Origin of the sequence: Opitutus terrae PB90-1 (genome assembly GCF_000019965.1) — a bacterium.
Taxonomy (GTDB): Bacteria; Verrucomicrobiota; Verrucomicrobiia; order Opitutales; family Opitutaceae; genus Opitutus; species Opitutus terrae.
The window spans coordinates 4,067,624-4,088,535 of sequence record NC_010571.1 but is presented as its reverse complement, the minus strand read 5'-3'; the positions used below and the strand labels follow the sequence as shown (position 1 = coordinate 4,088,535).

Here is a 20,912-nt window from a genome sequence, read left to right as displayed (position 1 = left end):
GGTGTGGATCGATGCCCGCCTCGCCCTCTGGCTCGAGGCGACGCGCTCGCTGATCGTCGCCGATCTGCATTGGGGCTACGTGGAAAGCCACCGGGCGCAGGGCAATCTGCTGCCGGCGTGGGGCGACGCCGACATCGCCGCGCGGCTCCGCGCCTTGCTGCAGGACTATCAACCCGCCGAGATGATCTGGCTCGGTGACTCGCTGCACACGCTCGCCGGACGCGCCGCCGCCGAATCATTTCTCCAAACACTGTCGGTGCCGGTCGTGCTGGTCTCGGGCAATCACGACGTCCGCTGGACGCGCGCCGCCGAAACCACCGCGGTCAGACGCGGAGGGTTTTTCCTGCATCACGGCGATCAGCCTGCCGCCGTGCCGCAGTCCTGCATCGAAATCGTCGGGCATCATCATCCGGCCTTTGTCTGGAGCGACGGCGCGGGGACTCACCTCAAGTTGCCGGCCCTCGTTGCGTCCCCCCGCCGCTTCGTGCTCCCGGCCTTCTCTCCCTGGGCCGCCGGCATGCCATGGAAACCTGCTGGAGAAGAAATTGTTTACGGAATTGGCACCAAACGAATCTTTACAGTGTCGGGGGGCTCTCGTCAGAAAGAACCTTTCGTTTGATGCAACGCCTCGGTCTCGTCCTTTTTCTGCTGTTCCTTGCCGGCGGCTCTCGGCCTGCCGCGGCATCCGAATTGGCGCTGCAGGATGGCGAGCGACTGAGCTTTCGCGTCGCCTGGGGACTGTTTTTGCACGCCGGCGATATCACGATCTCCGCGCGCACCGAGGTGGAGGACGGCGTGCCCTACACCGTCGTCAGCACTCGCACCTCCACCCGCGGGCTGCTGAGCAAGCTGTTCCGCTTCGAAGGTGAGGCGGAGGCGATCTTCGACCAACGCACCGGCCAGCTCCGACTCTATCGCGAGAGCAGCGTCAGCAAGCGCAAGAAAACGCACACCGCCGTCGAGATCGATCCGGCGAGCGGCACGGCGAAATACACCGATTTCATCAACCCCGAGCGCAACGCCACCGTCACCATGCCCGGCGAGTGTGCGGCGGACCTCATCATGACGCTGGTGCAGACGCGGAACTGGAACCTCGCGCCCGGCCAGAAGCGCGACGCCGACGTGATCTTTGGTCGCGACATCTATGAACTCACGGTGCATGCCCTGCGGACCGAGCCGCTGCGCACCTCGCTGGGCAATTTTCATACCGTGGTGCTCGAGCCGCGGATGGAAAAGACTCCGCCGAAAGGCATGTTCAAGCGCGGCTCGCAGGTCCACGTCTGGATCGCCCAAAACGACGAGCGGCGGTTGCCGGTGATGTTCGAGGTCGAGTTCAGCTTCGGCGCAGGCGTGGCGACGCTCACGGAGTATCGTCCGCCGGGCTCGCCAGCCGAACCCGTGGCCGGCGAGCCGGCAAAGTCCGGCTCGTTGCTCGACATCGCGCGCCCGCTTCCGCTCGCGACGATCGAGTGAGCCCGTCGGTGGATCGCGTTGCCGTCAACGCGATCGGTAACGAAAGCCGTCAGCCTTTCGTTGAAATCCTCACGCGTTCGGCTATGCGCCGCCGCACCGCCGCCGGATCGCTGATCACGAACCGCCACGGTTTCTTCGCCCAGATCTCACCCGCGTAGTTCACGCCAATTCGCGGCGTGATCTGGATCAGGTGGCGCGGCACGCGCACGCCGCGGTCCTCGACCCAGAGTCCGCTCGCCTCGGCGGCCGGTTGCCGGTTCAGCCGCCGGTCGACGGCGAGGTGTTTCGTCACGCGCCCGGGGCCGGCCACGCCTTCCACCCCGCGGATCAACACGGCCGCCGGCCAGTCCTCCGGCCCGGCGACGAGGTTGAGCATCTCGTGGATCCCATAGCAGAGGTAAACATACCACACGCCCGCTGGCTCGTAGAGCACCGCGGTTCGCGCCGTCCGGCCCGCGCGCGCATGGCACGCCAGATCGCGCTCTCCGTTGTAGGCCTCGGTCTCGGTGATCATGCGCGCTTCGGTCGAGCCGTCCGCACGTTGACGCACGAGATACTTTCCGAGCAGCCAGCGGGCGCACGCGACGGCGCCGCGGGTCTTCAGCTCTGCTGCGTCAATGATCCGATTCATCCGGCAGCGATACGAGCCAAACGCAGCTCGGAAGCAACTCCCCATGATCTTCCATGTCGCGGCCGCCGCTAAACGGCGGCCCTACGATTGACATTTGTAGGGCTGGCGCTCGCCGCCAGCCGCCCGCTTCGATTTTCTCCATCGCGTTCGGTGGCCGATGCGCTCAGAAAGTGAACTGGATGAACCCCGCGCCCCACATCTTCACCCTCACGGGCAATCTGCTGGCGGAACGGACGCTGGAGTTCGCCACTTGGGCGCCGGGCGCCACCCACCGCGCGCAGCGCGAATCGTTTCAAGTCGGCGGCAAGGGCATCAATGTCTCGAAAATGCTCAACCGGCTCGGCGCGCCGAACACCGCACTGTGCTTCACCGGCGGCAGCGCCGGCGAGGAGTGCGTGGTCTGGCTGACGGAGCGCGGGTTTTCGTATCGCGCGTTCGGCACGAATCGGCCGACGCGTACCGGCACGGTCATTCGCAGCCTCGAGCAAGCGGAAACCACGTTCCTCGGCGTCGACGTGGTGCCCTCGCCCGCCGCTCTGCGCGGTTGCGCGGAATTTCTCGACGACCAGCGCGACGGCCAGATCCTCGCCGTTTGCGGCAGTTTGCCGGGTTGGGCGGCGAGCGACTATGAACCGCTGCGCGCCGCGCTCGAACGCTGGGCCACGCGCGGCCTGCTCGTGGCCGACACCTACGGCCCGCCGCTCGCGTGGTTCGCCCGCCGTGCGCTGGCACTGGTGAAGATCAACGAATCCGAATTGCGCACGCTCACGGGCGATCACCGACCGACGCCGGAGATCCTCGCGCGTCTTCCCGCGGCGTTTGCGACCGAGCGTTGGGTCATCAGCAACGGCCCGCATCCGGTGTGGTTCCGCGATACCACGGGACTGCCGGACGCCCTGCTGCCGCCGACGGTCCATGAGATCTCGCCCACCGGCTCGGGCGACGTGTTGCTGGCCAGTTTGCTGGTATCGCTTTTTCACGACCACCTGCCCCTGCCGGTCGCCGTGGAACGCGCCCTGCCGCTTTCCGCGGCCAACGCCGCCCATCCCGGCATCGCGGAGTTTCCCGAGGCTGCCGTGGGCAATCGTCCGCGTTGAAGTCACGGCGATTTTGAACCTCGCCCGGCCGCCGCTGTCGTTCGCGGTGCCATGATCGTTTCCCCGGCCGCCGCCGACTGCCTGTCGGCGCGCGCACTTTCGCCCACGCTGCTCCCATGAAAGCCGTCGCGATCACCGCCATCATCCTCGTCGCGCTCTGGGCGGTCAGCGCCACGTATCGGGATTACCGGCGCCAGAACGAACGCGATCTCGCCGCGCGCCACGCCGCGGACGAGGCCCGCGAAGCGGAGCTGCGCCGGCGCGAGTCCGCCCAAGTCGAGGCGAACCGCCTGACGGCCGCGCAGGCGGAGAAAGAGGCGGCCGCCGCGGCCGCCGCAACGGCCGAGCTACGCCGCCAACAAGAGGCGGCCGCGCAGGCCCAAGCCGCCCGCGAGGCCGAAGCCGCGCGCTGGTCTGCCGAACTCGCGCGACTCCGCGCGCAAAAGGAAGCCACGTTGAAGGAGGCCGAGCACTGGTCCGACCTGCGCGAACAGGAACTCGCCCGCATCGATGAGGCGCACGCCGCCGCCCTCGCGAAACTGCAGGCGCTCGAACAGGAGGAGACCACGGCGCGCGATCGGGCCGCGGCGCTTGCTGAAGCGCTCGAACTGCAGGCCACGAAGGAAAAACAAGCACGGGAAGCCGCGGCCCGGTTCCCGCGCGGCCAGCAGCGGCCCTGACGCCATCTTGTAGGGCCGCCGTTCACCGGCGGCCGGGAAAGCCCAGGGCGGCGCTGCACCCGCCTTGACGGAGCGCCAGCGATGCAAAAACGGTTGCCGAAATGCGCGATCGCAGCAGCGTTCCGCTCGCCATCGAACGCGCTGCAGATTCTGCGGATTCGACAGGCTCACCGCATGCCTGTCTTCGCACCAAATTATCCTTGCGTTCGCCATCGCGTAACCGCTTTATCCGCGGTTTTATTTTATGAAAGCCACGATCAAGACGCAGGGACAGCAGTTCACTGTCTCCGAGGGCGACATTCTTACCGTCAACCGCTATCCCAATACGGAAGCGGGTGCCACTGTGGAAATTAGCGAAGTGCTCGCCACCGGCGAGGGCGAGAATTTCCGCGTCGGGACTCCGACTCTCGCCGGCGCGATCGTCTCGGCCAAGATCCTCGAAAACAAACGCGGGGAGAAGGTCATCGTTTTCAAGAAGAGGAAGCGCAAGGGCATGGAGCGGAAGCGCGGCCATCGCCAGGAGCTTTCCGTGATCAAGATCGAATCCATCAAAGTTTAAGGAATCCCCCGCCATGGCGCATAAAACAGGTCAATCCTCCTCCTCCAACGGTCGCGAGAGTAAGTCGAAGCGGCTGGGCGTAAAAACGTTCGGCGGTCAGAAGGTCCTCGCCGGCACGATCATCATCCGTCAGCGGGGCACTCGCCTGCACGCCGGCCGCAACGTCGGCACCGGCCGCGACTGGACGCTCTTCGCACTGAAGGACGGCGTCGTTAAGTTCGACAAGCCGCACCGCCGCGTCGAGATCGTCGCCAGCTGATCAGAGCGCTCAGCTCCAGACTCTCAGCTCTCCGCCAAATTTCCAGCGCCGCCTGCCTCGTGCAGCGCGGCGCTTTTTGTTTGTTTGCAGCGACTCGGCCAACACGCGAAATTGCCGCGGTGAATCCGGATCGGCTCCCCGAACTGCTGCGCCAGCGCGAACTCGTTCGGACGCATCTGGCCTGGCTCGAGCGGGAGATCGCCGCGGCCACGGCGACAAACCGCGCGAACGCCTCACCGCCGTCGCCCACGGGCGCACCGACCGCCGCGGCATCCGCGGCGCCCACCGTCGCGCCGACCGGTTTGCCGCCAGCGACGGAATTTGCCGCGAGACTGGCCGCACCCGCAGCCGACCTCTACGAGCCGGATCCGCGTTCCGCGGCTCTCGGCGCCAAACGCGGCTGCTTTGCCGCCTTCGCGCTCACGCTGCTGCTGCTCGTGCTCGTGCTCGCGGCGGTTTACTTCGTTGCCTACCGCGATCGTCCCTTGCTGTTTGTGCCGCGCGACAACCCGATGACGGAGAAACCCGCCGGCCCGCCCCCGCCGTCGACGCCGCGGAAGTAAGCGCCGCGGGCGGCGTTGCGCGTCGCCGTAGTTTGCCGGAGGACGAGCCGGGATTTTTCCTCGAAACACTCGGCGTTGCGGACGGTCTAGCGGCTCACCTTGAACCGCGCCGCGCTGCCCGAAATATCGCCGCCGCCAACGGAGCCTTCGCCTTGGGAAGACGTGCGCCGGCTTTACCGCCGCGTCTGCGTGTTGCGCGCCACCGGTCAGGACGAGGCCGCCGCCGCACTGGAGCACACGGAGCTGGCGCGCGCGCTCGGCGTCGCGCGACTGGCCACCGACGATGTCACGCACGAGCAAGCAGTACTCGAGCAAGAAGCGGAACGCGTCGCCCAGGCGCACACGCTGGCCGAACTCATGGTCCCGTTGCTCGCCCACCGGCTTCGCGCCGAACTTCCCGCCCTGAATCGCTCCTCCGCCCTCCCGGCCGCTCCGACCGAACCGTCGTCCCCGCCTGTGACGCCGCCCGCGCGCGGTCCGGCCGGCGAAGTCCCAGCCGTCGCGGATCTCATTGAGAGCATGCTCCTGCAGCAAAACCCGCGCGGCCCGCGCCGCTCCTGATTTTCCCGGTTCAACTCGTCGAAACCCAAACCCTCGTTCCAACGACTATGATTCCCGCCTCCACCGAAAAGCCCGTCCCTTCCGCTGCGATCCCCGCCAACGCGCCCAATGTGGCGGTTTCGAAGCCAGCGGCCCCGGGCACCAGAACCAAAACGGTGCTGGTCGGCTTTGACTTCGGCACCAACAAATCGTGCGTGCTCGCCGGCACCGCGGGCGCCACCGATATCGCGATCAGCAAAATCGTGCCGACCGTCGTGGGCTACGTGAAGGAAGGGATCGTCGACGGCATCGTCGCCGGCAACCGCTCGGTCCTGTTCGGCGACGACGCCCTCCAGAATCGGCTGCACGCGCGCCTCGTCGCCCCGATGGAGCACGGGGTGATTGCGCACCCCGACGCCGCGCGCGATTTCGTGCAGCACCTCCGCTCGCTGGCCGATCCTTCCGGTCAGGCCGAGATCCGCGCTGTCGTGGGCGTGCCCGCCAATGCCACCGAGCAGGCGCGCGAGGACGTTCGCCGCTGCGCGTTTGGGATTTTCGACCGCATCCTGCTGATTCCCGAACCGTTCCTTGCCGCGCTGGGTTATCGCGACGACGCCCGGCTCGGCCAATCGAACTACATCGATCCGGTCGTGAACTCCCTGTTCATCGACATCGGTGGCGGCACGAGCGACATCTGCCTTGTGCAGGGCTATTTCCCCGGACCGGATGACCAAATCAGCATTCCCTTCGCCGGCGACGCGATCGACCAGCTGCTTCAGGAGGAACTGAACCGCACCTATCCCAACAACGGTCTCTCGCTGCACAAGGTCCGTGAGATCAAGGAAGCGCACGGCTACGTCGGCCCCAGCCGCAAGCCGCTCGACGTGAAGGTCGTGATCGGCGGCAAGGCCCACACGCTCGAGCTCGGCGACACGCTCGCGCGCGCCTGCAATGCCCTCATCGACAAAATCTATCCCGCGCTGACGACGCTGATCCAGCGCGCCTCGTCGGACTCCGTCGTCACGCTGCTCCAGAACATCATCATCACGGGCGGCGGCTCGCAGATCAAAGGCATCGACACGCTGCTTCAAAAGAAGCTGACCGAGGACGGCTTCGAGTCGCCGAAGGTCCGGCTCGCCGGCCACGACTACAAGCGCTACGTCGCCCTCGGCGCGCTCAAGGCCGCCCGCGCCGCGCGCGAGAATCAGTGGCAGGTCCTGCTCGGCTGAGCCGCGGACAAATTCCTCCCAAAAGGGCGAGGCCTGCATCGGACTCGCCCTTTTTTCGCCGCGCGTCGCGTTCGCGGCACGCATGCCGTGCACGCCGGGCGATACGGCTCCCGCCGGAGCGCTGCCCCGCCGCGGGTCTCGCGCGCAGCCGCGGCGGCAGGGAACAAAACCCGTCGCCGCGGGACAAGGGAGCCTTCGACGCGTCGCCGCGTTGCCCGCAAACGCCGGCCTCGGCCGCATCGATACGTCGTCCCGCGTCCCGTTTTTCCGCCGTGGCCTTCGGTCCGGCCCGCCCTGCTGCGCCGGCGTTGACTGAATGCGTTGCGGGCGTCGCGCTGCTGGCTGGCGAGAAGCCGGCCTCGGTCGCGGGTCTGCTGCTCGCACGATCACCGCGCCGGCCGCAGGAAATCTTCGCGCCGCGCCGTCGCTCGCGCCACCGCGGTCACCTCTCTCATCATGAACATCGAAACACCCGACCTCTCGCATCTCTGGCCAGCGCTGCTGGCTGCGGTCCCGTCTGTGCTGATCATCATCGCGGGTGCCGTGCTGGCGAACATCCTCATCGGCCGGACGCTGTTGCTGATCGCGCGGCGGACGAGTTTCACCGAACAGGAAATCGGCCCCGTCCGGCGCGTGATCAAATGGGTGATTACCGTGATTGCGCTAGTGCTGATTTTCGGCGCATTCGGTCTCAACATGGGCGGCGTCTGGGGCGTGCTGTCGACGATCCTCGCGATGGTCGCGATCGGATTTGTCGCCGTCTGGAGCGTGCTCAGCAACACGCTCTGCACGCTCATCATCATGATCTTTCGACCGTTCGCGGTCGGAGACGAAGTCGAGTTCGCCGGCGAGCCGGTGAAGGGACGGGTGATCGATCTCAACTTCATTTACACCTCGTTGGACGCCGGTGACGGCACCGTGCTGCAGGTACCGAACAACCTGTTTTTTCAAAGAGTGCTCCGACGACGGCATGCGCGCCAGGCGGTTTCCGCCGCAGTCCACCTGCGGACGAAGCTCCCCGACGCACCGGAGCCTCGGCCCGCGACGGCGCGGTGATCCGACCGGCGTGGCACGGGCGTCTCGCCCGTGACGGCGCTCCGAGCCGCCGACCTGCCCGCCACGCCATGTCCCGCTGCGAACGATATGTCCGTGCGGCCGTCACTCCCGCACACCGACGCCAAAGTTGATCCGCGCTCCCGCCACATTTCCTGACACTCGCGCATTGCCGTGAACCGTCGCGCGCTCATGCTGATTCCGTCGCGCGGCGTTGGGCCCCTTCCCTCGCCATCGCGCGACCCTCTCCCGCTTCTTCACGCTCATGAAACTCTCCTGGCTCTTCGTGATTCTCCTGCTCGTTTTCGTGGCGGTCTTCAGCGTGCAGAACGCGGACGTCATCACGGTAAACTTCCTGGTGTGGCACGTCGCCATTTCGGCTGCGCTCGTCATTCAGCTCGCGGCGTTGCTCGGCGCGCTGGTCGGGTTGAGCATCGGCTACTGGTCCGGCCGTCGTCGGCGCCCCGTCGCGCCACCGGCCGCATCACGCGAGTTCAGCGACCTCCCTCATTCCCGGGATTCTTTCGCCGATTCGGCTGATCGCCCGCCCCTTTAACCTGTCGGCCGGCGCCGGTGCGCACTCGAGTTCCGAGTTCGCGCACCGCGCGTCACCCGACCGGACGCGGAGCGGCCACATGCTGGAGCTTCTCGGGGTTCACGACGGCGTAGATCGAATGGATCCGCCCGCCGTCGATTCGATACGCGGTGACGCTGACGATCCCATCCGGCCGGCGCATCCACACGCCGACGTCGCCGTTGACTGACACCAGCGAGAATTCGGCGCCTTCGACGGAGCGCTGGCGAATCTCGACGAGGAACTGGCCCACCTGAGCTGCCGTGTGGATCGGCCGAATCGCCGAGCGCACGCGCCCACCGCCGTCCGCGTAAAGTACGACGTCCTCGCTCAGCAACCGGAGCAGCGCGGGCAGGTCGCCCGCCACCCAGGCGGCCATGAAGCGTTGTACGACGGCTTGCGCCTGTTCGCTGGGCGGGCCGGCGGGCGCAGGTTGATCCCGCAGCCGCGTTTTTGCGCGACTGACCATCTGGCGGCAGTTTGCCTCCGACTTCGCCACGATCCGGGCGATCGCCGCGTAATCATAATCGAACGCCTCGCGCAGAAGAAACACCGCGCGTTCCACCGGCTCGAGCATTTCGAGCATCAGCAGGAATGCCAGGTTGAGCGAATCCGTCCGCGCCGCCGCCTGATCGGGTGCGAGCAGCGACGTGTCGAGCAGTGGCTCCGGCAGCCAGGTGCCCACATACTCTTCGCGCCGCCGCCGCGCGGAACGCAGTTCGTCGATGCAAAGCCGCGACACCGTCGTGACCAACCACGCGGCCGGTTCCTCGACCGAGGTACGCTCCTGCCGCTGCCAGCGCAGATAAGTTTCCTGCACCATGTCCTCGGCCTCCGCCACACTGCCCAACATCCGATACGCGATGCCGAACAAGCGCGGTCGGCTGGAATGGAAGTCCTCGCTCATCACTCAACTAGTCTGCCGGCAACGCCCGCAGAGCAAATTCCACGATCTGCTTCGCGGGGATTACCGCGGCGTCAGCCCGCGAAACCTGGCGGCGTGCGGAAGCCGACGTTGAAGCGGTTCCAGCCGTTGATGACGACGATCGCCAGCGTCAGGTGGGAGAGTTCCGCCTCGGAGAACTGGTCGCGGGCTGCCGCGAAATCGTCGTCGTCGGGCGCCGCGGCGGAAAGCCGGGTCAACACTTCCGCCCAGCGTAGCGCGGCACGCTCGCGAGGCGTGTAGAGATCGACCTCGTGCCAGGCGTCGAGCAGATAGAGCCGCTCATCCGATTCGCCGGCGGCCTTCGCTTCGCGAAAGTGCATGTCCAGGCAGAACGCGCAGCCGTTGATCTGCGAGACTCGCATCTCGATCAATCGAAGCAGCGACGCCTCCAATCCGCTTTGGTCGACCGCCTGCTGGAGCAGCAGCATGGACTGCAGCGTGCCCGGGGCGGCCTTGGCATAGTTCAAACGTGGTTCCGTGTTTCTCGTTTCGAGGGAGGTGGTGATCATTGCACCAAACTGGACGAGACAGCCCGCAGGTTTGTGACAGCCCCGGGCGATCGCGGGATGCCGGACGCATAGGATTTGATGGCCGGTCACACGGGCGCACCCCATTTCCCTGCAAACCCGCGGGCGAGACGCCCGTGCCACGTGGCATGGACGTCCCGCCCATGTCAGAAAAGTGAGATGCGCCCGGTCACACGCTGCGCCGGATTTCCCTTTGACCATGCCGCCACCCTCACCAACGTGACAAACCGCACGTTGCACCCCTTTACCATGTCCGCCACACCGACCATCATCTACACCAAGACCGACGAAGCCCCCGCCCTCGCGACCTATTCGCTCCTGCCGATCGTGCAGGCCTTCACGAAGCATGCGGGCATCGCCGTCGAAACGCGCGACATCTCACTCGCGGGCCGGATCCTGGCGGCGTTCTCCGACCTGCTGCCCGCGAACCAGCGGGTGGCCGATGCGCTGGCCGAGCTCGGCGCACTCACGCTCAAACCGGAGGCGAACATCATCAAGCTTCCCAACATCAGCGCATCCGTCCCGCAGCTTAAGGAAGCGATCGCCGAACTGCAGGCGAAGGGCTTCGCCCTGCCCGATTATCCCGAGTCGCCGAAATCCGACGCCGAGAAGGACGCCAAGGCGCGCTACGATCGGGTGAAAGGCTCGGCCGTGAACCCGGTCCTGCGCGAAGGCAACTCGGACCGCCGCGCGCCGAAGGCGGTGAAGGACTACGCGCGCAAGCATCCGCATTCGATGGGCGCGTGGTCGCCGACCTCCAAGACTCGCGTCGCCACGATGGGCCGCGACGATTTTTACGCGAACGAGAAGTCCGTGACGGTCCCCGCGGCGACCACCGTGCGGATCGAATTCGAGTCAACCGACGGCAAGGTCACCGTGCTCAAGGACAAGCTCGCACTGCTGGCGGGTGAGATCATCGACGGCACGTTCATGAGCCGCAAGACGCTCGACAGCTTCCTCGAGCAGCAGGTGGCGATCGCGCGGCAGGACGGCGTGCTGTTTTCTGTTCACCTCAAGGCGACGATGATGAAGGTGTCGGACCCGATCATCTTCGGCCATGCGGTTCGCGCCTACTTCAAGGAGCTGCTCGCCAAGCATGCCGCCACGTTCGCCGAGCTCGGCGTCGATCTGAACAACGGCTTCGGCGATCTCGTCGCGAAATTGGAGAAGCTGCCGCCGGCGAAGAAGGCCGAGATCGAGGCCGACATTCGCGCGACCTACGCGGCCGGTCCCGCGGTGGCGATGGTGAACTCCGATCAGGGCATCACCAATCTCCACGTGCCGAGCGACGTCATCGTCGACGCTTCGATGCCCGCGATGATCCGCGTGGGCGGCAAGATGTATGATGCCAACGGCAAGCTGCAGGACACCCTCGCCGTGATCCCGGACAGCAGTTACGCGGGCGTTTACCAGGCCACCATTGAGTTCTGCAAAAAGCACGGCGCCTTCGATCCGCGGACGATGGGCTCGGTCCCGAACGTCGGGCTCATGGCCCAGGCGGCGGAGGAGTACGGCTCGCACAACAAAACCTTCCACCTTCCGTCGAACGGCACGGTGCGCGTGGTGGACGCGGCGGGTCGCGTTTATCTGGAGCACGCGGTCGCCGCGGGCGACATCTGGCGGGCGTGCCAGGCGAAGGATGCGCCGGTCCGCGATTGGGTGAAGCTCGCGGTAAACCGCGCACGGCTCAGCGCGACGCCCGCGATCTTCTGGCTCGACGAAAAGCGCGCCCACGACGCGCAGCTCATCGTCAAGGTGAAGGCCTACCTCGCCGATCACGACACGACCGGGCTCGACATCAAAATCCTTCCGCCCGCGGCGGCGTGCACCGCCACGCTGGAGCGGCTCAAGGCCGGACAGGACACCATTAGTGTCACCGGTAATGTGCTGCGCGATTATCTCACCGACCTCTTTCCCATCCTCGAAGTCGGCACGAGTGCGAAGATGCTTTCGATCGTGCCGCTGATGAAGGGCGGCGGGCTGTTCGAAACCGGCGCCGGCGGCTCCGCGCCGAAACATGTCGAGCAGTTCCTGGCGGAGAACTATCTGCGCTGGGACAGCCTGGGCGAATTCTTCGCGCTCGCCGCCTCCCTCGAGCACTTGAGCCTCACGTTCAAGCACGAGAAGGCCAAGATCCTCGCCGACACGCTCGACGCGGCGACTGCCAAGTTCCTCGAAAACGACCGCTCGCCCGGCCGCAAGCTCGGCACGATCGACAATCGTGGCAGCCATTTCTACCTCGCACTCTACTGGGCGCAGGAGCTCGCGCGACAAAGCCGCGACGCCGAGCTCAAGCGGATCTTCATCCCGCTCGCCGCGGAACTCGAAGCCGCAGAGCCGACAATTACCAGCGAGCTTCTCGCGGTGCAGGGGAAGCCGGCGGATATCGACGGCTACTACCGGCCGGACGACGTGAAGGCCGCAGCGGCCCTCCGCCCCAGCGCAACCTTCAACCAGATTCTCGCGACGCTCTGATCGCCGGCTGTTCATGTAGCCGGGCTCGTTGAGCCCGGCAGGCCGGTTTCACCGACTCCGCCTACCTGGAGCCGCGACGCCCTCGTCGCGGCCGCGTTTTTTCGGGAACGCGTTCTCGCGCCTCGTTGCCCTCCGCCGCGCTCATTTTTCTGCTCCGATCTCTCGAGTCGAGTGCGCGGACTTCCTCCGCCCCGTTTTCTGCCGTGCGCGTCCGCCTGGGTGTTCGTAATATGAACATTCGCGAACGATGCGGCGCCGAGATGCGCTTCGTCATCCGCCGCACTTCCTCTCGTTTTTCGGACAACGCCGGCTACGCTCGCCGCCATGTTGCCCACCCCGCTGCTGTCCCGTCGTGAGTTTCTCGTCCGCGGATCGGTTGTCGTCGGTGGAGTCGCCCTCGCACCGCTGCTGTCACGCAGCGCCGAACCGCTCGGCGGCACGACCGTCGCGACGGCGAGCTCCGACGCCGATCTTTGGTTTCGCCGACCGCTGCGAATCCTCCAGACGGTCCTGCGCGAGATCGATGCGCGCGCCTACGACCCGACGGCGGTGGTCGCATATCTGCAGCGGGCCGCCTGCAACACACTCGTGGTGAACGGTGGCGGGATCGTCGACTTTTTCCCCAACCCGCTGCCGCTCGCGAATCCCGTCCGCTTCCTGCAGGGTCGCGACGTCCTCGGTGAAATTTCCGCCGCGTGCCGCGCGGCGGGCATTCGCGTGATCGCCCGCGTGGATTTTCGCGGCGTCGAGGAGCCGATCTACCGGGAGCATCCGGACTGGTTTGGCGTCACCGCCGAGGGCACGCCGCTGACGCTCGATTACACGACGCCCACGCTCTATGCCGGCTGCTACAACAGCTATCATCGCAACGAGCACGCCGAGCGTTTCATTCGCCACCTGCTCAAGCACTACCCGCTGGACGGCATCTGGCACAACAGCATCGCCGTCGCCGGCATCTGCTACTGCCCGCGTTGCCGCGAGGGGTTCCGCTCCGCCATCGGCGCCGACCTCCCGGTGATGTCGGATGCTTCACCCGCCGAACTCGATCGCTACATGCTGTGGAAAGCCGCGACGGCCGATCGCCACGTCGCGCGGATGCGCGCCACGGTGAAATCCTTCGGCGCGGACAAGGCCTACGCCGCGGAGGTGTTCGGCAGCATGTTCCAGTCGGGTGGAGCGATCTGGTCCGGCATCGACCTCTACAGCGCGCGCGATCATTTCGACTTCCTGATCGCGACCGCCTTCATCTCGGAGAACAATGCGGAGCTGCGTTACGACGAGATCTTCCACTCCGCGACGCTCGTGCGGCTGATGAAATCGATGACGCCGGACAAGGAGGCCGTCATCCTTTACGGCGACAACGGCACCTCGCATCGGTATATTATGGATGCGCCGGCCGAGACGCAGGTCTGGCTCTGGGAGGCGCTGTCCGTCGGTGGACGATTTTGGAACTGCGGCTTCACGGGCATGCATCCGGACTCCACCCACGACCGGCGCGCCGCCTACAACAGCGTCGCCGCCTACGAGTTCGTGCGCGATCACGAAGCGGTGCTGGCACACCACGCGCCCGTGGCCAACGTCGGGCTCTTCTATTCCCGCGCGACGCGTCAGTTCTATCGCACGGCCTCGGCCCAGGGCGACCGGTTCGGCGCAGCAATCCAGGGCACGGAACGCGCCTTACTCGAGGGGCACCTGCCCTACGACTTCATCCCCGACGACCAGCTGACGCCCGAACGACTCGCGCGCTATCGCGTCGTGATCCTGCCGAATGTTCGCTGTCTCAGTGACGCGGAGATCGCGCTTTTTCGGGATTACGTCCGCGCCGGCGGCGGGCTGATCGCGACCTTCGCGACGAGCCTGCACGATCCCGCCGGCCAACCGCGCAGCGACTTCGGGCTCGCCGACGTGTTCGGCTGCTCGTTTACCGGCCGCAGCGCCGACACGCGCAAGGACACTTATCAGTTCATCGCGCAGCCGCAGCATCCGCTCGTGGCGCCGGATAGCGGCCGCACCGAGCTGCTGCTCAACTACGGCACGACGCTGCTCTGCCGCGCGCAGCCGGACGCCCAGGTGATCTGCACGCACGTTCCGACAGTGAACAACCAGCCGCCCGAAAAAGCCTGGGTGGAGTCGTGGTCCCGCGAGTTTCCGACGGCGATCGAACATCGTTTCGGCGCCGGACGCTGTCTCTATTTCTCCAATCAGCCGGACCAGAACACCTACGACATCGGACATCCGGATGCACGTCTGCTCCTGGAACGCGCGGTGCGGCACCTCGCCGGCGATGCGCTACCGATCGCGGAGAGTCGCATGCCGGCCAGCGTGCACGTCGGGCTCACCCGTTCGCTCGTGGCCCCGCAGGAGTTCATCGTGTCCTTCGTCAACACCACCTCCGCGCCAGTGCGGCCAATTCGCGAGGTGCTACCGGTGCACGACCTCTCGATCGCGCTGCGGCTCGGCGGCCGGCTGGCCGAGCACCAAGTGCTCCGCGCGCCCGCTGCGGCTGAGGTACGGGCCGACGGCGAGTTCGTGCGCGTGCACCTCGCGCGGCTCGACGATTTCTCCGCCGTACATCTGCGGATACAGTGAGGTGGGAGCAACCGTTCAGCGGCGATTCGCGCCGACGAAGCTCGCCAGCAAACGCACATACATCGCCTGGTAATAGATCGCCGGTTCGGTGAGCTCCCAGCTCGCTTCCGGGTGCGCTTCGTTGAAATCACCGTAGCTCTTCGTGTCCGGCTGCCGCGTCAACGCCGCGATCGTTCCACCGTAGTTGCTGTTCGGACCGCCCGTCACGTAGCCGGGCGCCGGCATCGCGGCCAGCGGGCTTTGGGCGGAAAACCAGTCGTGGTAAATCCGCATCGCGCTCACCTCGGCGCCGTCACGCTGCATGTTCGACAGATAAACCAACCCGAGCGGATTCACGCCGTGGAACGCGTGCAGCGCGTCGAGCGCACGCTGCCTCACCCGCGGGCGATCGATCTCACCCGGCGCGTAAGCCAGTGCATCGACCGCGATCTTGCCATAGCCGGCCAGCACGAGGTTGCTGCCCCAGTGATAGGCGGTGGGCACCATCCACGCGCGATACAGATCCGCCGAGTCATCCTGCGGCATGAACCTCGCGTCGCGCGTGGAGGCGGCCAGCCGGCCGAGGATTCGCTGCGCGGTTTTCGGATCGGCGTTCGACTGCCGCGTGTAGTCCAGCAGCGCCTCGGCCTGACCCGACTCGTACGGCGACCAGGCGCGCTCCTTCATCTGTCGCAATGTCCGGAACCGCTCCTGAAACACCGCGTGGTACTCCGGCTTGCCGGTCAGCGCCCACAGGTGCATCGCGGTGATGGCCTCCCAGCGATCGTGCTCAGCGGAATTCTTGTCGGCATCGCCGCTCTTGATTTCGCCGTCGTCGAGATTGAATGCCCGCGGATGCGAGCGATACCAGGCCCACGCGCGCTCCGCACGTTCGCGCAACCCGACGGCGAACTCCTGCCACGCCGGAAACCGACCGTAAACGCGCGCCGCGTGCGCCAGCACGCCCGCCGTCGCCAGCGTCGACGCAGATGCCTTGGGCGCGTAGTAGCGCGGCCGGTTATCCTTGCTCAACGGCCACGCGCCGCCCGCGTAGTCGATGTGTCCCAGCTTCAGGAACACGCCGCCGTCGGCATCCTGCATTTTCACGAGCCAGTCGAGTTCCCACTTCACCTCGTCGAGCAGGTCCGGGAGTCCGTTGCCCGATTCCGGAAGCCCAAAGTCATCGCCGAACACCGCCTGGTTCTCCGCCCAGGCGTAAAGCAGCGGATGAATCACTTCCGGCAGAAACGACGGGTATTTGTTCGTGTCGCCGGCGTCCATCCAGCCGCCGCTCAGATCGCGTTCGGTAGCGGGATCGTTCTTCGCGTGCACGAACCGCGCGTGCCGGTCCTCAAGATACGTGGCGTCGTCGATCCACGGCGCTTCCGCGTAAGGCGGGCGATGCGCGAACGCCTCCCGCTGGTAATAGAACATCCGCACCGCGGTCCGCAGCACCCCCGCGTAAACTTCCGGCGCGATCCGGAACACGTGTGACCGCAACCCCGAGCGCGAATCGAAAACGTAATACTCGCCCGGCTCGCGCACCGCGGAGAAATCGAACCACCACCCGTGATCGCCCGAGGCGCGGTCCGTCTTGCCGCGGTTGAACAACGCCGGCGCCGCGAGGTGGACGACGGCGCCATCGCTCACGCGCCGCGCCTGCAACTCCGGGCCAGGCGTGTAGCTCTCTTCCGCGTTGAACCCTTTCTGCGGATCGCTGATCACCGCCACCTTTTGCTCGTCCGGCAGATAACCGAACTGGTCGACATGGATTCGCGGCGTGACTGGCGGCAGACCGGGTACCGTGATGCCCGAGGCTGTCGGAACCTGCCAACGCAGGGTCGTGCCCGCAAGGAGTACGCCGGACGGAGCCAGAGCGATCAGGGCGAGAGCGAGCGAGAACCGGTCGCGGCGGCGAAGGCGGAACGACGACATGCCGCAGTTCAACAGCTCTCGAGCGCGTCCGGCAATGGTTTCCCGCAGCGCGGTCCTTTTCGGCGTGGCATTCTGCTTTTGGTAAGGCGCACGTACTGCGGATTGCGGAAAGAAGTTACGGCGATTAGGTAGGGCGCGGATTCCGCTCCGCGCCGCGAGCACCTCTGGTCATCGCGGCGGTCCCGCCGCCCCGGGACCGCCCTACCTCGGGGTCACTTCGTCGGGTTGGTCTCAATGGATGCGCCTTCAGGCGCCTACAAGCACTCCCCCCGACAACCCGCCCATCGCTCAGCGTTTCTCCGACTTTTTGTCTTCGCGCGATTTCGCGGTGCGCTCTTTCTGTTGATTCACGCGGTCGGCATACGCCGCGAGTCCGGCAAGATCGGCCATCTCTTTTCTCCGCTCGAGAGCCAGATTGTCCTCGTAGATCGCCATCGCTTCGGGAGCGTTGGGTTTCCATCCGCCGAGCGGGTTGTTGAGTAACGACGCCACCGCCGCGAGCGGACCGAAAATCTTCTGGTAGACCGGCGTGAGGTGACGCTTCTTCGCCAGCGCGACGCGGCCTTCGGACGTGAGCATTTCATTTTCGCTGAGCCCGATTCGGCGCTCCTGCACCTCGTATTTGGGCAACCGCACCACGTCGGGGTCGGCCGGGTCGAGGTCCAGCGTGCCGCCTTTCTCGCGCGCCGCAACGGCGGCATCGTGCGCCTGCTGATCGAAGCGAAAGCCAAGTCGCGCGGCGCGCTCGCTTTGCGCTTCCGCCGCCAGCGTGGTCGCGCTCACCATCCCGCCGCACAGTGCGACCGCGAGCCAGGGCCGTACGCAAAGGCGAGCTGCGGCCATCAGCAGGTTCACGGTGGGGTGGATGCTCATGCAACGTCGCCCGGGCATGCGGGCAACGGGTTCTTTTCGACCGCGTTGTATCGCCCGGGGTCCGCGATTTTTATTATCCGAGCCCCTGCCGGTCGGCGCCGAATCCGCGCTCCCGTGTAAAAATGCATCCGCGCATGATTTCGGCTCGGATTCACGCTTCCTCACCCCAAAGTGACTTCCGCGGCGCTGGATCTCCCTTCGGGAAAGCTCAAAGCTGTCCGCCACACACCCACCCGATTCACGGCCAACCCACACCGGCCATGACTGAGACCGTCTCATTTCTTCTCAACGACCAGCCCGTGCGCGTGAAGGTCGATTCCGAACGTACGCTGCTCTGGGTGCTGCGCACGGATCTCGAACTCACGGGCACAAAATACGGCTGCGGCATCAGCCAGTGCGGCGCCTGCACCGTCCTCGTCGACGACCAAGCGGTGCGCAGCTGCTCCGTCGCGGTGAAATCCGTCGCCGGCAAAGCCGTGCGCACGATCGAGGGGCTCGCCCGTGACGGCGAGCTTCACCCGCTGCAGGACGCGTTCATGGCGCACGACGCGCTGCAGTGCGGCTTCTGCACGTCGGGCATGATCCTGACCGCCTACAGTTTTCTGAAAAAGAATCCGAATCCGTCCCGCGACGAGATCATCGCCGCGATGGATCAGAACCTTTGCCGTTGTGGCGCGCATCCGCGGATCGTCGACGCCATCGCCGCAGCGGCGGACGCGATGAAAGGAGTTCGCTGACATGAACGCACCCGACTCCCCCACTCACGAGTTTCACGGCGTGCCGGCGTCCGCCGACCTGCACCCGCTCACGCGGCGACAATTCCTGCAGCGGTTCGCCGGCGGATTGGTCGTCTGGATCGTCGCGGGCGATCTGCTCAAGGCCGCCGAATCCGAGGCGGCGCGACCGATGCGCGCGCGGCCGAGCGTGCCGACGGATTTCAACGCGTTTCTGCGCATCGGCGAAGACGGCCGCGTGACGTGCTTCACCGGCAAGATCGAAATGGGCCAGGGCCCGGTCACCTCGCTGCCGCAGATGCTCGCCGAAGATCTCGACGTGCCGCTCGACAGCATCGACATCATCATGGGCGACACCGAGCTGTGTCCATTCGACCAAGGCACGTGGGGCTCACTGACGACACGCTCCTTCGGTCCGCTGTGGCGGGCGGCCGCGACGGAAGCGCGCGGCGTGCTGCGGGAGCTCGGAGCCAAGTCGCTTGGCGTGTCCGCGAGCGAGGTCGAGACCGATCAGGGAATGGTGTTCGTCCGCGCCCAACCCGACCGCCGGGTAAGCTATGGCGCGTTGACGAAAGGTCGGAGGATTGAACGCAGGCTGGCCGCGAAGCCGGCGCTCAAGGCGCCCGGCGAATTCAAACTCGTCGGCAAGCCACTGCGGCGGCGCGACGCGCAGGACAAGGTCACCGGCAAAACCAAATTCACCGGCGATCTCCGGCTCCCTGGGATGCTTTATGCGCGGATCCTCCGTCCACCGGCACACGGCGCGAAGCTGCGGCACGTTGACACGAGCGCGGCGGCCGCCGTCGCGGGCGTCGTCGTGGTGCACGAGGGCGATTTCGTGGCCGTGCTGCACGAACTCCCGGATGTCGCCGACGAAGGGCTCGATCGCGTGCAGGCCGAGTTCACCCCGTCGACGTCATCGCTGACCGACGAAAACATTTTCGCCCACCTCGAACGCTCGACCTTGCCCGAACAACCCGTCGCGGCGGGAGGCGATCTGGCGGAAGGCCGCCAGGGCGCGCGGCGCACGCTCACCACGATGTATCTCAACAGCTACGTCGCGCATGCGGCGATGGAGACGCATACCGCCCTCGCGCGAATCGACGGCGACCGCGCGACGGTGTGGGCCTCGACGCAGAATCCCTTCGGCGCGCGCGAGGAGATTGCGGAGGTGCTCGGTTTCCCGTCGGAAAAGGTTCGCGTGATCACGCCCTTCGTCGGCGGCGGCTTCGGCGGCAAGTCCGCGAACCTCCAGGCCGTCGAGGCCGCGCGGCTGGCGAAAGCCACCGGGCGTCCCGTGCAGGTGATGTGGACGCGCGAGGAGGAATTTTTCAACGACACGTTCCGGCCCGCTGCGGTCGTGAAGGTCGACGCGGGCCTCGACGACGCCGGCCGAGTCACGTTTTGGGACTACGGGGTGCGGTTCGCGGGCGATCGCGGCGCGGCGCATTTTTATTCATTCCCGCATCATCGCACGACGTCAGTCGGCAACTTCTTCGGACCCGAGGGCGTGCATCCGTTCCGCGTCGGCGCGTGGCGCGCACCAGGCTGCAACACCAATTCGTTCGCGCGCGAATCGCATGTCGAACAGCTCGCCGCGCTCGCCGGCGTCGATCCGGTGGAATTCCGGCTGCGGCATCTCACCGATCCTCGCATGATCCGCGTGCTCAAAGCCGCGGCCGACAAGGCCGGCTGGCAGCCCGCGAAGGGACCGAGTGGCCGGGGATTCGGCGTGGCGTGCGGTGTCGATTCCGGCTCCTACGTTGCCACCATTGCCGAGGTCACCGTCGATCGCGCGCAGGGCACGATCCGGGTAAAGCGTGTGGTCTGCGCGCAGGAAATGGGTTTGGTCATCAACCCGCAGGGCGCGACGATCCAGATGGAAGGCTGCATCATGATGGGCCTGGGCTACGCGCTCACCGAAGAGGTTCGTTTCAGCGCGGGCGAACTACGCGACACGAACTTCGACACCTATGCGCTCCCCCTCTTCTCGTGGATGCCGCAGATCGAAACGGTGATCGTACCGGCGGACGACAGTCCGCCGCAGGGCGGCGGCGAGCCGGCGATCATCGTGATGGGGGGGGCATTGGCGAACGCCGTGTTCGATGCGACCGGCGCGCGCTTGCTGCAACTGCCGATGACGCCAGCGCGAGTGAAAGCCACGTTGGCCAACGCCTCGCCGCTCGTCTGATCCTT

20 protein-coding genes are annotated in these 20,912 nt (G+C 66.2%); 15 read left to right on the top strand and 5 right to left on the bottom strand.

Annotated elements, in window-relative coordinates; all coding sequences use genetic code 11:
- Position 1 precedes the first annotated feature (1 nt).
- Both OTER_RS24300 and OTER_RS15920 read left to right on the top strand, forming a co-directional pair.
- Entirely contained in the window at positions 2 to 619 is a 618-nt protein-coding gene (locus tag OTER_RS24300; RefSeq protein WP_012375955.1) for a metallophosphoesterase, read from the top strand.
- Positions 619 to 1,473, top strand: a complete 855-nt coding sequence (locus OTER_RS15920) for a DUF3108 domain-containing protein (protein WP_012375954.1) — start codon at positions 619 to 621, stop codon at positions 1,471 to 1,473. Before OTER_RS24300 ends, OTER_RS15920 begins: the two co-directional genes overlap by 1 nt.
- A 49-nt stretch (positions 1,474 to 1,522) precedes the next feature.
- Here OTER_RS15920 and OTER_RS15915 read toward each other — a convergent pair whose 3' ends face one another.
- On the bottom strand, positions 1,523 to 2,104 hold the full coding sequence (locus OTER_RS15915; RefSeq protein ID WP_012375953.1) for a DNA-3-methyladenine glycosylase: 582 nt from the start codon (positions 2,102 to 2,104) through the stop codon (positions 1,523 to 1,525).
- A gap of 179 nt (positions 2,105 to 2,283) precedes the next feature.
- On the opposite strand from OTER_RS15915, the gene OTER_RS15910 reads away from it, so the two are divergent.
- The 9 genes from OTER_RS15910 (at position 2,284) to OTER_RS15870 (ending at position 8,640) form a co-directional block, all read left to right on the top strand.
- Positions 2,284 to 3,201 carry a PfkB family carbohydrate kinase gene (locus OTER_RS15910; RefSeq protein WP_012375952.1) on the top strand — a complete coding sequence of 306 codons (918 nt, stop codon included), beginning with the start codon at positions 2,284 to 2,286 and terminating at the stop codon, positions 3,199 to 3,201.
- A gap of 116 nt (positions 3,202 to 3,317) precedes the next feature.
- On the top strand, positions 3,318 to 3,881 hold the full coding sequence (locus tag OTER_RS15905) for a hypothetical protein (RefSeq protein WP_012375951.1): 564 nt from the start codon (positions 3,318 to 3,320) through the stop codon (positions 3,879 to 3,881).
- 244 nt (positions 3,882 to 4,125) lie between these two features.
- The gene (gene rplU, locus OTER_RS15900) at positions 4,126 to 4,440 is read left to right on the top strand and encodes a 50S ribosomal protein L21 (RefSeq protein ID WP_012375950.1); all 315 of its coding nucleotides are present in this window, start codon (positions 4,126 to 4,128) and stop codon (positions 4,438 to 4,440) included.
- A 13-nt stretch (positions 4,441 to 4,453) separates the two neighbouring features.
- Positions 4,454 to 4,699 carry a 50S ribosomal protein L27 gene (gene rpmA, locus OTER_RS15895; RefSeq protein ID WP_012375949.1) on the top strand — a complete coding sequence of 82 codons (246 nt, stop codon included), beginning with the start codon at positions 4,454 to 4,456 and terminating at the stop codon, positions 4,697 to 4,699.
- A 119-nt stretch (positions 4,700 to 4,818) separates the two neighbouring features.
- A complete protein-coding gene (locus OTER_RS15890; protein ID WP_012375948.1) occupies positions 4,819 to 5,262 on the top strand; it encodes a hypothetical protein in 444 nt (147 codons plus the stop codon).
- Positions 5,263 to 5,361: 99 nt separating this feature from the next.
- The gene (locus OTER_RS15885; protein WP_044891812.1) at positions 5,362 to 5,823 is read left to right on the top strand and encodes a hypothetical protein; all 462 of its coding nucleotides are present in this window, start codon (positions 5,362 to 5,364) and stop codon (positions 5,821 to 5,823) included.
- 47 nt (positions 5,824 to 5,870) lie between these two features.
- On the top strand, positions 5,871 to 7,031 hold the full coding sequence (gene beeR / locus OTER_RS15880; RefSeq protein ID WP_012375946.1) for a BeeR family actin-like protein: 1,161 nt from the start codon (positions 5,871 to 5,873) through the stop codon (positions 7,029 to 7,031).
- Positions 7,032 to 7,487: 456 nt separating this feature from the next.
- Positions 7,488 to 8,087, top strand: a complete 600-nt coding sequence (locus tag OTER_RS15875) for a mechanosensitive ion channel family protein (protein WP_012375945.1) — start codon at positions 7,488 to 7,490, stop codon at positions 8,085 to 8,087.
- A gap of 262 nt (positions 8,088 to 8,349) precedes the next feature.
- Positions 8,350 to 8,640 (top strand): LapA family protein, encoded by a 291-nt coding sequence (locus OTER_RS15870; RefSeq protein WP_012375944.1) that lies wholly within the window; start codon positions 8,350 to 8,352, stop codon positions 8,638 to 8,640.
- Positions 8,641 to 8,692: 52 nt separating this feature from the next.
- Here OTER_RS15870 and OTER_RS15865 read toward each other — a convergent pair whose 3' ends face one another.
- Together OTER_RS15865 and OTER_RS15860 are read right to left on the bottom strand one after the other, a co-directional pair.
- The gene (locus tag OTER_RS15865) at positions 8,693 to 9,565 is read right to left on the bottom strand and encodes an RNA polymerase sigma-70 factor (protein ID WP_012375943.1); all 873 of its coding nucleotides are present in this window, start codon (positions 9,563 to 9,565) and stop codon (positions 8,693 to 8,695) included.
- 71 nt (positions 9,566 to 9,636) lie between these two features.
- On the bottom strand, positions 9,637 to 10,113 hold the full coding sequence (locus OTER_RS15860) for a carboxymuconolactone decarboxylase family protein (protein ID WP_012375942.1): 477 nt from the start codon (positions 10,111 to 10,113) through the stop codon (positions 9,637 to 9,639).
- A 267-nt stretch (positions 10,114 to 10,380) separates the two neighbouring features.
- On the opposite strand from OTER_RS15860, the gene OTER_RS15855 reads away from it, so the two are divergent.
- Both OTER_RS15855 and OTER_RS15850 read left to right on the top strand, forming a co-directional pair.
- The gene (locus tag OTER_RS15855) at positions 10,381 to 12,606 is read left to right on the top strand and encodes an NADP-dependent isocitrate dehydrogenase (RefSeq protein WP_012375941.1); all 2,226 of its coding nucleotides are present in this window, start codon (positions 10,381 to 10,383) and stop codon (positions 12,604 to 12,606) included.
- Between the two features lie 324 nt (positions 12,607 to 12,930).
- Complete coding sequence (locus tag OTER_RS15850; protein ID WP_012375940.1) at positions 12,931 to 15,195, top strand: alpha-amylase family protein; 2,265 nt, start codon at positions 12,931 to 12,933, stop codon at positions 15,193 to 15,195.
- Between the two features lie 15 nt (positions 15,196 to 15,210).
- On the opposite strand, the gene OTER_RS15845 is transcribed toward OTER_RS15850, so the two are convergent.
- Positions 15,211 to 17,109 (bottom strand): glycoside hydrolase family 9 protein, encoded by a 1,899-nt coding sequence (locus OTER_RS15845; RefSeq protein WP_012375939.1) that lies wholly within the window; start codon positions 17,107 to 17,109, stop codon positions 15,211 to 15,213.
- Between the two features lie 288 nt (positions 17,110 to 17,397).
- Positions 17,398 to 17,982: a hypothetical protein gene (locus OTER_RS15840; RefSeq protein ID WP_012375938.1), complete on the bottom strand. Its 585-nt coding sequence runs from the start codon at positions 17,980 to 17,982 to the stop codon at positions 17,398 to 17,400.
- 260 nt (positions 17,983 to 18,242) lie between these two features.
- Here OTER_RS15840 and OTER_RS15835 point away from each other — a divergent pair, with 260 nt between their 5' ends.
- Both OTER_RS15835 and OTER_RS15830 read left to right on the top strand, forming a co-directional pair.
- Entirely contained in the window at positions 18,243 to 18,719 is a 477-nt protein-coding gene (locus tag OTER_RS15835) for a (2Fe-2S)-binding protein (protein ID WP_012375937.1), read from the top strand.
- A 1-nt stretch (position 18,720) separates the two neighbouring features.
- Entirely contained in the window at positions 18,721 to 20,907 is a 2,187-nt protein-coding gene (locus tag OTER_RS15830) for a xanthine dehydrogenase family protein molybdopterin-binding subunit (protein WP_012375936.1), read from the top strand.
- Positions 20,908 to 20,912 lie beyond the last annotated feature (5 nt).

Coding starts and splice junctions, on each gene's coding strand:
- OTER_RS15830 (WP_012375936.1), top strand. CDS start 18,721: ATGAACGCACCCGACTCCCCCACTCACGAGTTTCACGGCGTGCCGGCG.
- OTER_RS15875 (WP_012375945.1), top strand. CDS start 7,488: ATGAACATCGAAACACCCGACCTCTCGCATCTCTGGCCAGCGCTGCTG.
- OTER_RS15910 (WP_012375952.1), top strand. CDS start 2,284: ATGAACCCCGCGCCCCACATCTTCACCCTCACGGGCAATCTGCTGGCG.
- OTER_RS15915 (WP_012375953.1), bottom strand. CDS start 2,104: ATGAATCGGATCATTGACGCAGCAGAGCTGAAGACCCGCGGCGCCGTC.
- rplU (WP_012375950.1), top strand. CDS start 4,126: ATGAAAGCCACGATCAAGACGCAGGGACAGCAGTTCACTGTCTCCGAG.
- OTER_RS15850 (WP_012375940.1), top strand. CDS start 12,931: ATGTTGCCCACCCCGCTGCTGTCCCGTCGTGAGTTTCTCGTCCGCGGA.
- OTER_RS15855 (WP_012375941.1), top strand. CDS start 10,381: ATGTCCGCCACACCGACCATCATCTACACCAAGACCGACGAAGCCCCC.
- OTER_RS15835 (WP_012375937.1), top strand. CDS start 18,243: ATGACTGAGACCGTCTCATTTCTTCTCAACGACCAGCCCGTGCGCGTG.
- OTER_RS15860 (WP_012375942.1), bottom strand. CDS start 10,113: ATGATCACCACCTCCCTCGAAACGAGAAACACGGAACCACGTTTGAAC.
- OTER_RS15905 (WP_012375951.1), top strand. CDS start 3,318: ATGAAAGCCGTCGCGATCACCGCCATCATCCTCGTCGCGCTCTGGGCG.
- beeR (WP_012375946.1), top strand. CDS start 5,871: ATGATTCCCGCCTCCACCGAAAAGCCCGTCCCTTCCGCTGCGATCCCC.
- OTER_RS15920 (WP_012375954.1), top strand. CDS start 619: ATGCAACGCCTCGGTCTCGTCCTTTTTCTGCTGTTCCTTGCCGGCGGC.
- OTER_RS15865 (WP_012375943.1), bottom strand. CDS start 9,565: ATGAGCGAGGACTTCCATTCCAGCCGACCGCGCTTGTTCGGCATCGCG.
- OTER_RS15840 (WP_012375938.1), bottom strand. CDS start 17,982: ATGAGCATCCACCCCACCGTGAACCTGCTGATGGCCGCAGCTCGCCTT.
- rpmA (WP_012375949.1), top strand. CDS start 4,454: ATGGCGCATAAAACAGGTCAATCCTCCTCCTCCAACGGTCGCGAGAGT.
- OTER_RS15870 (WP_012375944.1), top strand. CDS start 8,350: ATGAAACTCTCCTGGCTCTTCGTGATTCTCCTGCTCGTTTTCGTGGCG.
- OTER_RS15845 (WP_012375939.1), bottom strand. CDS start 17,109: ATGTCGTCGTTCCGCCTTCGCCGCCGCGACCGGTTCTCGCTCGCTCTC.